Raw genomic sequence first — 13196 nt, 5'->3', positions numbered from 1 at the left:
CGCGGGCGCCTGACGCCGCCGGATCAGCGGTCGGTGCCGCGGTCGCGGCGGCGCAGGTAGCGCTCGAACTCGGCGGCGATCGCGTCGCCACTGGCCTCGGGGAGCTCGGCGGCGTCCTTGCGCTCCTCCAGCTCCTTGACGTACTCGGCGACCTCGGTGTCCTGCGCGGCGAGCTCGTCCACGCCGTGCTCCCAGGCCCGCGCCTCCTCGGCCAGGTCGCCGTACGGCATGGGGATGTCGAGCATGTCTTCAATGCGGCGCAGCAGCGCCAGCGTCGCCTTGGGGTTGGGCGGCTGGGCGACGTAGTGGGGGACCGACGCCCACAGGGACACGGTCTCCAGCCCGGCCGTGCCCAGGGTGTGCTGGAGCACGCCGACGATGCCGGTCGGGCCCTCGTACTTGTTCAGCTCCAGGTTGAGCGCGCGGGCCAGGCCGAGGTCGCTCACGGAGCCGGTGATCGGCACCGGGCGGGTGTGCGGCGAGTCGTTGAGCAGCGCGCCGAGCAGGATCGCCAGCTCGACCCCGAGGTCGTGGCAGAGCCCCACGAGCTCCGCGCAGAACGAGCGCCACCGCATGTTGGGCTCGATGCCGCGCAGCAGCACCACGTCGCGCTTGGCGCCCGGCGGGCGGGCCAGCAGCAGCCGGGTGGTCGGCCAGACGACGGAGCGGGTGAGGCCGTCGCCGAGCTCGATCACCGGCCGCGTCACCTGGAAGTCGTAGTAGTCCTCGGGGTCCAGCTCCACGAGTGGCGTGGCCTTCCACTCGGCCTCGAGGTGCGCGAGCACGCCGCTGGAGGCCTCGCCGGCGTCGTTCCACCCCTCGAACGCGGCGATCAGCACCGGGTCGACGAGCTCGGGGAGCCCTTCGAACTCGATCACGCGCCGCCTCCCTCACTGGCCCTATGCAGTATGGCTCACTCCAAGACTATTCGGTGAGGGGCCCCGCCCGTCACCTTCGCCGGGCGCACCCGCCCGTGGCGCGGCCCCGACCTGCGGCGATGTCAGAGGGTGCGGAAAGGCCCGCCCCTTCTCCACCGGTCCTCTCCTTTCGGTGCGCGGAATCGGTGATCCGCCCGGCGGGCCGATAGTCTTTCTCCATGACCAGCAGACCGTCCTTCCGTACCGTGCTGTCCGAGCGAGTTCTGATCGCCGACGGGGCCATGGGGACGATGCTGCAGTCCTACGACCCCACCCTTGACGACTTCCAGGGCCACGAGGGCTGCAACGACGTGCTCAACGTGAGCCGTCCCGACATCGTGCGGGCCGTCCACGACGCCTACCTGGAGGTGGGGGTCGACTGCGTCGAGACCAACACCTTCAACGCCAACCGTGCGGCCCTTGGCGAGTACGGCATCGAAGACCGCATCTTCGAACTGTCCGAGGCCGGCGCGCGCCTCGCCAGGGAGCGGGCCGACCACTGGTCGACGCCGGACCGGCCCCGGTTCGTCCTCGGCTCGATGGGTCCCGGCACGAAGCTCCCCACGCTCGGCCACCTGCCGTACGAGACGCTGCGCGACGCCTACCGGGACAACGCCGCCGGCCTGATCGCCGGCGGGGCCGACGCCCTGATCATCGAGACCTGCCAGGACCTGCTCCAGGTCCGGGCGGCCGTCGTCGGCGCGAAGCGGGCCGTCGAGGCCGCCGGGCGGGACGTTCCGATCATCACCCAGGTCACCATCGAGACCAACGGCGCGATGCTGCTCGGCTCCGAGATCGGCGCCGCGCTGACCGCGATCGAGCCGCTCGGCGTCGACCTGATCGGGCTCAACTGCGCCACCGGCCCCGCCGAGATGAGCGAGCACCTGCGCTACCTGGCCAGGCACGCCCGCGTGCCGCTCTCGTGCATGCCCAACGCCGGGCTGCCGCAGCTCACGTCCGACGGCGCCTACTACCCGCTGAGCCCGGGCGAGCTGGCGGACGCGCACGAGAACTTCACCCGCGACTACGGGCTCGCCCTCGTGGGCGGTTGCTGCGGCACGACCCCCGAGCACCTGCGCCAGGTGGTCGAGCGGGTCGGCGGGCGCGCCCGCGGCGAGCGGCGCCCCCGTCCCGAGGCCGGCGCGGCCTCGCTGTACCAGCACGTGCCGTTCCGGCAGGACACGTCGTATCTGGCCATCGGCGAGCGGACCAACGCCAACGGCTCCAAGGCGTTCCGCGAGGCGATGCTGGCGGGCAACTACGAGGAGTGCGTCGAGATCGCCCGGGCGCAGGCCCGCGACGGCGCGCACCTGCTGGACCTGTGCGTCGACTACGTCGGCCGCGACGGCGTCGCCGACATGAAGGAACTGGCGTTCCGCTTCGCCACCGCCTCGACGCTGCCGATCGTGCTCGACTCGACCGAGCCGGCCGTGCTGGAGGCGGGCCTGGAGATGCTCGGCGGCCGGGCCGTGATCAACTCGGTGAACTACGAGGACGGCGACGGCCCCGACTCGCGGTTCCAGAAGGTCATGCGCCTGGTGCGGGAGCACGGCGCGGCCGTGGTCGCGCTGACCATCGACGAGGAGGGTCAGGCCCGCACCGCCGAGTGGAAGGTGCGGATCGCCGCCCGCCTCATCGAGGACCTGGTGCACAACTGGGGCATGCGGGTCGAGGACATCATCGTCGACTGCCTGACGTTCCCGATCGCCACCGGCCAGGAGGAGACCCGGCGCGACGGCATCGAGACGATCGAGGCGATCCGCGAGCTCAAGCGCCGTTATCCGACCGTGCAGACCACGCTCGGCGTCTCCAACGTGTCGTTCGGTCTCAACCCGGCCGCGCGCATCGTGCTGAACTCGGTGTTCCTGAACGAGTGCGTCAACGCGGGGCTGGACTCCGCGATCGTGCACGCCTCCAAGATCCTGCCCATGAACCGGATCCCGGACGAGCAGCGCCAGGTCGCGCTCGACCTGGTGTACGACCGCAGGCGCGAGGGCTACGACCCGCTGCAGCGGTTCATGGAGCTGTACGAGGGCGTGGACGCGGCGTCGATGAAGGCCGGGAAGGCGGCCGAGCTGGCCGGGCTGCCGCTCTGGGAGCGGCTCAAGCGGCGCATCATCGACGGCGAGCGCAAGGGCCTGGAGGCCGACCTCGACGAGGCCCTCGCCCAGCGGCCCGCGCTGGAGATCATCAACGACGTGCTGCTCGACGGCATGAAGGTCGTCGGCGAGCTGTTCGGCTCCGGCGAGATGCAGCTGCCGTTCGTGCTCCAGTCGGCCGAGGTGATGAAGACGGCCGTGGCCTACCTCGAACCGCACATGGAGAAGGTCGAGGGCAGCACCAAGGGCCGCATCGTGCTCGCCACGGTGAAGGGCGACGTGCACGACATCGGCAAGAACCTCGTCGACATCATCCTGTCCAACAACGGCTACGACGTGGTGAACCTCGGCATCAAGCAGCCGGTGTCGGCGATCCTGGAGGCCGCCGAGGAGCACCGGGCCGACGTGATCGGCATGTCCGGGCTGCTGGTGAAGTCCACCGTCGTGATGAAGGAGAACCTCGAGGAGCTGAACTCCCGGGGTCTTGCCGGAAAGTTCCCGGTTCTCCTCGGCGGCGCCGCGCTGACCAGGGCGTACGTCGAGCAGGACCTGGCCGACGTGTACCGGGGCGAGGTCCGCTACGCCCGCGACGCGTTCGAGGGCCTGCGCCTGATGGACGCCTTCATGGCGGTCAAGCGCGGGGAGGACGGCGCGTCGCTGCCGCCGCTGCGCGCGCGCCGGGTGAAGACCGGGGCGGTGCTGACGCGGACCGCGGAGGAGGACGTCCCGGCCCGCTCCGACGTCGCGGCGGACGTTCCCGTGCCTGTCCCGCCGTTCCTCGGCGACCGGGTGGTGAAGGGCATCCCGCTGGCCGACTACGCCGCGTTCCTCGACGAGCGGGCGACGTTCATGGGCCAGTGGGGCCTGAAGGCCGCCAGGGGCGGCGACGGCCCGTCGTACGAGGAACTGGTCGAGACGGAGGGCCGGCCCCGGCTGCGGATGTGGCTGGAGCGCCTGCAGACGGAGAACCTGCTGGAGGCGGCGGTCGCCTACGGCTACTTCCCCTGCGTGAGCGAGGGCGACAACCTGATCATCCTCGACGAGGACGGCAAGGAGCGCACCCGCTTCACCTTCCCGCGTCAGCGCCGCGACCGCCACCTGTGCCTGGCCGACTTCTTCCGCTCCCGCGAGTCGGGGGAGGTGGACGTCGTCGGCCTCCAGGTCGTCACGATGGGCAACCGCGTCAGCGCGGCCGCGGCCGAGCTGTTCGCGAAGGACGCCTACCGCGAATACCTGGAGCTCCACGGCCTGTCGGTGCAGCTCACCGAGGCGCTGGCCGAATACTGGCACGCGCGGGTGCGGTCGGAGCTGGGCATCGGCGGCGACGAGTCGCTGGCCGACATGCTCAAGGTGAACATCACCGGCTGCCGCTACTCCTTCGGCTACCCGGCCTGCCCCAACCTGGAGGACCAGGTGCAGGTCATGGAGCTGCTCGACCCCGCGCGTATCGGCGTGACGCTGTCGGAGGAGTTCCAGCTCCACCCGGAGCAGGCCACCTCCGCCCTGGTCGTCCACCATCCCGAAGCGAAGTACTTCAACGTCTGACCGGGCACCCGGACGGGCGCCGCAACGTCCGACCGGCCGTCGTCGCGCCCACGCGGCCCCCGTACCATGTCAGTCCCCCCTCATCGGGGGTGACCCGGGGGAAAGGGGCCACGTGGACGCCGTGCTGTTCGACATGGACGGGCTGCTCGTCGACACCGAAGGGGTGTGGTTCGAGGTCGAGACCGAGGTGGTCACCCGCCTCGGCGGCACCTGGGGCCCGGAGCACCAGGAGCAGCTCGTGGGCGGCTCCTGGGACCGCACCGTCAGATACATGCTGGAGCTGACGCGGGCGGACGTCGATCCCATGCTGGTGGGGCAATGGCTGATCGACGGTATGGAGAGCAGGCTGTCGGCCGACGTGACGCCGATGCCGGGCGCCCTCGACCTGCTGCGCGGGCTCGCCGACCACGGGGTGCGCACCGCGCTCGTCACGTCGTCGCTGCGGATCATCGCCGACGCCGTGCTGAAGGCCGTGGGCCGGGAGCACTTCGAAGTGATCGTGACGGCCGACGACGTCACCTGCACCAAGCCCCACCCGGAGCCGTACCTCACGGCGGCGGGCCTGCTGTCGGTCGACCCGGGGCGGTGCGTCGCGCTGGAGGACTCGCCGAACGGCGTGGCGTCGGCGACGGCGGCGGGCTGCCGGGTCGTCGCCGTGCCGGGCGTGCTGCCGATCGCGCAGGCGCCCGGGCGGGTCGTCATGCCGTCGCTGCTCGACGTGGACGTGGATTTTCTCCGGGCACTCGTCCGCTGAATCGGGGTGGCGCGGGCCCCACATGATCGCGTCGCGGATGCCAGGATGGAGGTACGTGACGAAGGGGCCCCGCCATGACTTACAACGACATCGCCTGGCTGCCGGTGTGCGGCGGCCTGACCGCGGTGGGCCTCGTGCTCACCTATCTGGCCTTCCGCCGCAGGGGAGCGGCCGCGGGTCTGCGGGCCGCCGCGTGGTCCCTGCTGCCGCTGGCCGCCTATCTCACCGGCGCGCAGGCCACGCTGTGGAACATCGGCACGGCCGCCGTGAGCTTCGTGACCGGCCTGGTGCTGTCGCCGCTCGCGTGGGCCGGTGTGGCCGTGGCGGGCCTGTCGGCGGTGCTGTTCGTCGTGTCCGGCGCGATGCGCGGCCGCTCGCTCTCCCGGGCCCGTACGGCCCGCCCCGGCCCCGCCGAGACGACACCGGCCGCACCGAAGGCTGAAACGCCCAAGAAGGCGCAAACCACGAAGGCGGCACCACGTCAGGTCGAACAGCCCGCGGCGGACGATTTCTCCGACATCGAGGACATCCTGAAGCGGCGCGGGATCGGCTGAACATCCCACATCGTGGGACCAAGTTACCCGTGGGTGCAATGTTACAGTTCCACGACACAATCGAAACGGGACTCCGACAATCCTTTCAAGATCAACACGAATAAGTTTCTGGTAAATCACAGTTGGGCCACAGGCCTGCTCTGGGGACTGGTCATCCCAGCTCAACGCATACATTGTCCGTTTGCGGGGCGCCGTCGACAGCGGGCCCCGCTGGACAATGTCGTCTGGGACCCAGGGGGCCGTACACCAAATGGCCGCGCGAAGCAAGGTCATGAGCGAACTTCGCTCCTCCGCCTCAGTGCCGCACTCCGGCTCTTCTGAGTGCGCCGCCCGCAGTACAGCGGCCACCGGAGGGGCCCGGTGAGCGCCCCTCTCGACGTCTCCGGTGAGGAGATGCGCGCGGAGCCGGAGGCCGTCGCCAAGGCCGGCGGCGCCCCCATCCAGGGCCGCTCGCTCGGCCAGATCGCCTGGATGCGGCTCAAGCGCGACAAGGTGGCCATCTCCGGCGGCCTCGTCGTGGTCCTCCTGATCCTGGTCGCGATCTTCGCGCCGCTGCTCGTGGGCTGGTTCGGCCATCCGCCGAACGAGTTCCACCAGGAGATGATCGACACCCTGACCATGCAGCCCAAGGGCGGCAGTGGCATCGGCAAGGACTTCCTGTTCGGCGTCGAGCCGGTCAACGGGCGCGACCTGTTCAGCCGGGTCGTCTACGGCGCCCGGATCTCGCTGCTCGTGGCCTTCTTCGCCACGCTCCTGTCGGTCGTGATCGGGACGGTCATGGGGATCGTGGCCGGCTACTTCGGCGGCTGGGTGGACACCCTGATCAGCCGGGCGATGGACATCTTCCTCGCCTTCCCCCTGCTGGTCTTCGCGCTCTCGCTGGTCGGCGTGCTCGGCCAGTTCGAGACCCAGCTCGCGGTGAAGGGCGACACGCTCCGCGTCCTGCTGCTGATCTTCGTCATCGGCTTCTTCAACTGGCCGTACATCGGGCGGATCATCCGAGGCCAGACGCTGTCGCTGCGCGAGCGCGAGTTCGTGGACGCCGCGCGAAGCCTGGGGGCACGTGGGCCCTATATCCTCTTCCGCGAGGTTCTTCCGAATCTGATCGCGCCGATCCTCATCTACGCGACGCTGCTGATCCCGACGAACGTGCTGTTCGAGGCGGCGCTGTCGTTCCTCGGCGTGGGCATCCAGCCGCCCACCGCGACCTGGGGCGGCATGCTGTCGGCGGCCGTGAAGTACTACACGGTCCCGCACTTCATGTTCTTCCCCGGCATGGCGATCTTCATCACGGTGCTCGCCTTCAACCTCTTCGGCGACGGTCTCCGCGACGCGCTCGATCCCAAGTCGTCCCGCTGATCCCTCCGGTTCCCCGGCTCCTACCTACAAGGGGTGCAATACACATGAAGAAGAGATACGCCACACCGGCCTTCCTGGCCGCGGGTGTCGCTCTCTCCCTGGGCCTTTCCGCGTGCGGCGGTGGCGGCGGCGGAGAGACCAAGAACGACTCCGGTTCGGCGGCGGGCAGCCAGGAGGCGCAGGCCAACGCCGGTCTGGAAAGCGTGGTGAACCCCTCCGACAAGAAGGGGGGGACGCTCAAGATGGCCATCACCGAGGCGTGGGACTCCATCGACCCCGGTGACACCTACTACGGTCTGTCGTGGAACTTCTCGCGCATCTACGGCCGCCCGCTGGTGACGTACAAGCCGGCCCCCGGGCAGGGCGGCCGCGAGCTGGTCCCCGACCTGGCGGAGAGCCTCGGCAAGTCGTCCGACGACGGCAAGACCTGGACCTACAAGCTCCGGCAGGGCGTCAAGTTCGAGGACGGCACCCCCATCACGTCCAAGGACGTGAAGTACGCCGTGCTGCGCCAGCTCGACAAGGACACCTTCGTCAACGGCCCGACGTACTTCAACGACTGGCTGGACCTGCCGAAGGACTTCAAGAGCGTCTACAAGACGCCGGACGTCAACACCGACTCCGCCATCGAGACGCCGGACGACCAGACGATCGTCTTCCACCTCAAGAAGGCCTTCTCCGGCTTCGACAACTTCGCCGCGCTGCCCGCCACCGTGCCTGTGCCCAAGGACAAGGACACCGGCATCAAGTACCGCCAGCACCCGGTCGCGTCGGGTCCGTACATGTTCGAGAAGGTCGAGGAGGGCAAGCAGTACACCCTCGTCCGCAACCCGAACTGGGACCAGGCCACCGACCCGATCCGCAAGGCGCTGCCGGATCGCTACGAGGTCTCGCTCGGTGTCGAGGCGAACGACCTTGACAACCGGATCGTCGCCGGCGACCTGCACGTCGACCTGGCCGGCACCGGCGTCCAGGCCGCGGCGGTCGGCACGATCCAGGCCGACCCGCAGCTCAAGAACCGGACCGACAACCCGACCGGCTCCCGGACCTGGTACATCTCGATCCTCGGCGACAACCCGCCGCTGGACAACGTCGACTGCCGCAAGGCGATCATCTACGGCGCCGACCGGGTCGGCCTGCAGAACGCCTACGGCGGCCAGCTCGCCGGCGAGATCGCGACCGGCCTGATGCCGCCGTCGATCGGCGGCTGGAAGAAGCTCGACCTGTACCCGACCGCCACGGGCGACGTCGAGAAGGCCAAGGCGGCGCTGCAGGCCTGCGGCAAGCCCGACGGCTTCGAGACCGTGATGACGTTCCGCTCGGACCGTCCGAAGGAGCAGGCGGCGGCCGAGTCGCTGCAGCAGGCGCTCGCCAAGGTCGGCATCAAGCTGACCCTGAAGGGCTTCCCCACCAGCGAGTACTTCTCCAGCTACGCCGGCAAGCCGGCCTACACCAAGGCCAACAACATCGGCCTCGCCACCAACGGCTGGTCGGCCGACTGGAACACGGGCTTCGGCTTCATGTCGCAGATCGTCGACAGCCGGGTCGTCCGCGCGGCGGGCAACTACAACCTGAGCGTGCGCAGCGACGAGATCGACGGCCTCATCGACCAGGCCAACAGCGAGCAGGACAAGACTAAGAGCGACGCGATCTGGGGCCAGATCGACCAGAAGGTCATGGAGGGCGCCTACGTCCTGCCGGAGGTGTGGTCGAAGGGCCTGCTTCTGCGGGGCAAGGGCCTGACGAACGTGTTCGTCTCGGGCGCCTGGGACATGTACGACTACCTGAACATGGGTGTCGAGTAACCGTTAGGCGACGAGGCAAGGCGCAAGGGGGTCCGGCCGGGCGACCGGCCGGCCTCCCGGAGCCGGGGGAACAGTGGTCTCATATATCATCCGGCGGCTCATCGCCGCGGTGCTGATGCTCGTCGTGGTGAGCATCGTCACCTTCTCCATCTTCTTCGTGATCCCGCGTCTGGCGGGCGTCACGACGATCGACTTCGCGAGCCGCTACGTCGGCAGCAAGGGCGCCTCGGCGGAGACGGTGGCGGCCATCGCGGACAAGCTCGGTTTCAACGATCCGCTGGTGGTGCAGTACGGCAGATGGGTCAAGGGAATCGTCCTGGGCGCCGAATACGACACCGGGGCGAGCGTCGAGCACTGCCCGGCTCCCTGCCTCGGCTACTCGTTCATCACCAAGACGCCCGTGTGGCCCGAACTGCTGGACCGGCTGCCCGTCACCGTGTCGCTCGCCATCGGAGCGTCGATCATCTGGCTGATCGCGGGCGTCGCCACGGGCGTGGTGTCCGCGCTGCGCAGGGGCAGCTTCTTCGACCGGGCCGCGATGGGCGTGGCCCTGGCCGGGGTCTCCCTGCCGATCTTCTTCACCGGCATCATCTGCCTGGTGTTCTTCAGCTACCGGTTCGGCATCACGGCGCCGGGCGGCAGCTACACGGCCATCACCGAGAACCCCGGTGAGTGGGCGTACGACCTCATCCTGCCGTGGATCACGCTGGCCTTCCTCTACGCGGCGAGCTACGCCCGGCTGACCCGGGCGGGCATGCTGGAGACGATGGGGGAGGACTACATCCGCACGGCCCGCGCGAAGGGCCTGCCGGAGTCGAAGGTCATCGTGAAGCACGGCCTGCGCGGCGCGCTCACCCCCATCCTGACGATCTTCGGCCTGGACCTCGGGCTGCTGCTCGGCGGCGCGGTGCTGACCGAGAGCACGTTCTCCCTCCCCGGGCTCGGCAAGTACGCCGTCCAGGCGATCCAGTCCAACGACCTGCCCAAGATCATGGGCGTCGTGCTGCTGGTCACCCTGTTCGTGGTGCTCGCCAACCTGATCGTCGACCTCCTGTACGCCGTCGTGGACCCGAGGGTGAGGCTGGGATGAGCTTCCTGGAACTGAAGGACCTGCGGATCCACTTCCCGACCGACGACGGCCTGGTCAAGTCGGTCGACGGGCTGTCGTTCTCGCTGGAGCGGGGCAGGACCCTCGGCATCGTCGGAGAGTCCGGGTCGGGCAAGAGCGTCACCAGCCTCGGCATCCTCGGCCTGCACAAGGGCGGCCGGGCCCGCATCTCGGGCGAGATCTGGCTGGACGGCGAGGAGCTCGTCGGCGCGAGCCAGGAGCACGTGCGGAGGCTCCGCGGCAAGAAGATGGCGATGATCTTCCAGGACCCGCTGTCGGCGATGCACCCGTTCTACACGGTCGGTAGCCAGATCATCGAGGCCTACCGCATCCACAACGACGTCAGCAAGAAGGTCGCGCGCAAGCACGCGGTCGACATGCTGGGCCGGGTCGGCATCCCGCAGCCGGACCGGCGGGTGGACAGCTACCCCCACGAGTTCTCCGGCGGGATGCGGCAGCGCGCGATGATCGCGATGGCGCTCAGCTGCGACCCCGAGCTGCTGATCGCCGACGAGCCGACGACCGCGCTCGACGTGACCGTGCAGGCGCAGATCCTCGACCTCATGCGCGACCTGCAGCGCGACTTCGACGCCGCGCTGATCATCATCACCCACGACCTCGGCGTGGTCGCCGAGCTGTCCGACGACATCCTCGTGATGTACGGCGGCAAGTGCGTGGAGTACGGCACCTCCGAGGACATCTTCGAGCGGCCCGAGCACCCCTACACGTGGGGCCTGCTCGGCTCGATGCCGCGGCTGGACCGCGAGCCGACCGAGCGGCTGCTGCCGATCAAGGGCTCGCCGCCGTCGCTGATCAACGTGCCGTCCGGTTGCGCGTTCCACCCGCGCTGCGTGTTCGAGGAGCGTACGGGCGGCCTGGCCAAGGTGGAGGTCCCCGAACTGCTGGAGAGCGAGGGCGGCCACCTGGTGCGCTGCCACCTGCCGGCCGATCGCAGGCGCGCCATCTGGCAGAAAGAAGTCAAGCCCAACCTGGAGGCTTCGTGAACGAGGAGCCCTTGCTGTCCGTACAGGGGCTGGAGAAGCACTTCCCGGTCACCAAGGGCCTGCTCCAGCGGCAGGTCGGCGCGGTCAGGGCCGTCGACGGCATCAGCTTCGACGTCAGGAAGGGGGAGACCCTCGGCCTGGTCGGCGAGTCGGGATGCGGCAAGACCACCACCGGACGCCTCATCACGAGGCTGATCGAGCCCACCGGCGGGAAGATCGTCTTCGAGGGGCACGACGTCACGCACATGTCCCAGGGGCGGCTGCGTCCGCTCCGCCGGGACGTGCAGATGATCTTCCAGGACCCCTACAGCTCGCTCAACCCCCGCCACACGGTCGGCGCCATCGTCGGCGCGCCGTTCCGGATCCAGGGGATCAAGACCGAGCAGGGCACGAAGAAGGCGGTCCAGGAGATCCTGGAGCTCGTCGGCCTGAACCCCGAGCACTACAACCGCTATCCGCACGAGTTCTCCGGCGGTCAGCGGCAGCGCATCGGGATCGCCAGGACGCTCGCGCTGAAGCCCAAGCTGATCATCGCGGACGAGCCGGTCTCCGCGCTCGACGTGTCGATCCAGGCCCAGGTCGTCAACCTGCTGGAAGACCTGCAGGGGGAGCTCGACCTGACCTACGTCGTGATCGCGCACGACCTGTCGGTGGTGCGGCACATCAGCGACCGCGTCGCGGTGATGTACCTCGGCAAGATCGTCGAGATCGCCGACCGCAAGGGCCTGTACGAATCGCCCATGCATCCGTACACCAACGCGCTGCTGTCGGCGGTCCCGATCCCGGACCCGAAGCGGCGCGCGGGCCGGGAGCGGATCCGGCTGCAGGGCGACGTGCCCTCGCCGCTGAACCCGCCGCCCGCCTGCCGGTTCCACACCCGCTGCTGGAAGGCGCAGGAGGTCTGCCGGACGGTCGAGCCGCCGCTGGAGACGCTCGCCCCCGGCCACCAGGTGGCCTGCCACTTCCCCGAGAACGTCGCCGGCTCCCCGGGAGGCGTCTCGGAGGGCGTCCTTGGAGGCACGGTCTCCACGGGCGCGGTCCCGGCCGAGGCCGCCCCCGCCCCCGAGGGCGGCGCCCTCGCCTGAGTGACCGGCGCGCGGCGTCCTCCGCCGGTACGGCTCCCTCCGTCCTTCCCCCCAGACGGTCCCCGGGAGCCGTACCGGCGGGGCGTGTTCCGCGCCCCCACGGCCACGCCCTGTCTCCGACGGTACCCGGGGCGGGCCCGGCCGGGCATCGGCCGCGCGTACGGCCCGCGCCTGCGCCCACAGGAGGATCCGGCGGGCTTCGCTACTCCCCGAGGAGGAGAGTGCGCCCGCCCGCGGTGAGGCTCAGGAGAAGGCGCCGGGGATGATCAGCCCGGTCTCGTAGGCGAGCACGACCGCCTGCACCCGGTCACGCAGGCCGAGCTTGGTCAGCACGTTCCCCACGTGGGTCTTGACGGTCGTCTCGCTGACCACCAGCGTGGCGGCGATCTCCGCGTTCGACATGCCCTTGGCGATGAGGCGCAGGACCTCCAGCTCGCGTTCGGTGAGCCGGTCGAGCCGCGCGGGGGTGGCCTGCTGGTGCGCGGAGGGCAGCCGGGCGGCGAACCGGTCCAGCAGCCGCCGGGTGACGCTCGGCGCCACGATGGCGTCGCCGGCCGCCACCACCCGGATCGCCTGCACCAGGTCGTCCGGGGGCACGTCCTTGAGCAGGAACCCGCTCGCGCCCGCGCGCAGCGCCTCGACGATGTACTCGTCCAGGTCGAACGTGGTCAGCACGAGCACCTTCGGCACGTGGGCGGTGGGCGCGGCCTCGCGCACGATGCGGCGGGTGGCCTCGATGCCGTCGGTGCCGGGCATGCGGACGTCCATGAGCACCACGTCGGGCAGCAGGGCGCGGGACTGCTCCATCGCCGTCGCGCCGTCGCCGGCCTCGCCCACGACGGTGACGTCGGCCTCCGCTTCGAGGATGAACCGGAATCCGGTGCGCAGCAGCGGCTGGTCGTCGACCAGCAACACCCGGATCGTCATGATCCGTCCGTCCTGGGCGTCGCGGCGACCCGCCGCCGC

General features: G+C 69.8%; 10 protein-coding genes. 8 read left to right on the top strand and 2 right to left on the bottom strand.

The genetic code is table 11. The annotated features are described in order from the left end of the window. Nucleotides 1-23: 23 nt before the first annotated feature. Nucleotides 24-878, bottom strand: coding sequence for a PAC2 family protein (locus HHX40_RS12535; protein WP_117410600.1), 855 nt, complete (start codon nt 876-878; stop codon nt 24-26). A gap of 218 nt (nt 879-1096) precedes the next feature. On the opposite strand from HHX40_RS12535, the gene metH reads away from it, so the two are divergent. The 8 genes from metH (at nt 1097) to HHX40_RS12495 (ending at nt 12230) form a co-directional block, all read left to right on the top strand. Beyond that, nucleotides 1097-4561 (top strand): methionine synthase, encoded by a 3465-nt coding sequence (gene metH, locus HHX40_RS12530; protein WP_182880694.1) that lies wholly within the window; start codon nt 1097-1099, stop codon nt 4559-4561. Between the two features lie 112 nt (nt 4562-4673). Next, nucleotides 4674-5315: an HAD family hydrolase gene (locus HHX40_RS12525; RefSeq protein WP_117410598.1), complete on the top strand. Its 642-nt coding sequence runs from the start codon at nt 4674-4676 to the stop codon at nt 5313-5315. Nucleotides 5316-5389: 74 nt separating this feature from the next. Beyond that, nucleotides 5390-5869, top strand: a complete 480-nt coding sequence (locus HHX40_RS12520; protein ID WP_182880693.1) for a cellulose synthase — start codon at nt 5390-5392, stop codon at nt 5867-5869. Nucleotides 5870-6262: 393 nt separating this feature from the next. After that, nucleotides 6263-7228, top strand: a complete 966-nt coding sequence (locus HHX40_RS12515) for an ABC transporter permease (protein ID WP_182880848.1) — start codon at nt 6263-6265, stop codon at nt 7226-7228. Nucleotides 7229-7272: 44 nt separating this feature from the next. Next, nucleotides 7273-9033: an ABC transporter substrate-binding protein gene (locus tag HHX40_RS12510; protein WP_182880692.1), complete on the top strand. Its 1761-nt coding sequence runs from the start codon at nt 7273-7275 to the stop codon at nt 9031-9033. Nucleotides 9034-9106: 73 nt separating this feature from the next. Beyond that, on the top strand, nt 9107-10123 hold the full coding sequence (locus HHX40_RS12505) for an ABC transporter permease (RefSeq protein WP_182874582.1): 1017 nt from the start codon (nt 9107-9109) through the stop codon (nt 10121-10123). Continuing rightward, nucleotides 10120-11145, top strand: a complete 1026-nt coding sequence (locus HHX40_RS12500) for an ABC transporter ATP-binding protein (protein WP_182880691.1) — start codon at nt 10120-10122, stop codon at nt 11143-11145. Before HHX40_RS12505 ends, HHX40_RS12500 begins: the two co-directional genes overlap by 4 nt. Then, entirely contained in the window at nt 11142-12230 is a 1089-nt protein-coding gene (locus HHX40_RS12495; protein WP_182880690.1) for an ABC transporter ATP-binding protein, read from the top strand. The genes HHX40_RS12500 and HHX40_RS12495 overlap by 4 nt, the downstream gene beginning before the upstream one ends. Nucleotides 12231-12473: 243 nt before the next feature. Here HHX40_RS12495 and HHX40_RS12490 read toward each other — a convergent pair whose 3' ends face one another. Continuing rightward, on the bottom strand, nt 12474-13157 hold the full coding sequence (locus HHX40_RS12490; RefSeq protein WP_117410593.1) for a response regulator: 684 nt from the start codon (nt 13155-13157) through the stop codon (nt 12474-12476). Nucleotides 13158-13196 lie beyond the last annotated feature (39 nt).

Origin of the sequence: Microbispora sp. H10949, assembly GCF_014161435.1 — a bacterium.
GTDB lineage: Bacteria > Actinomycetota > Actinomycetes > Streptosporangiales > Streptosporangiaceae > Microbispora > Microbispora triticiradicis.
Note: the sequence above shows the minus strand (reverse complement) of the source record. Positions and strands in the feature narration are given on the sequence as shown.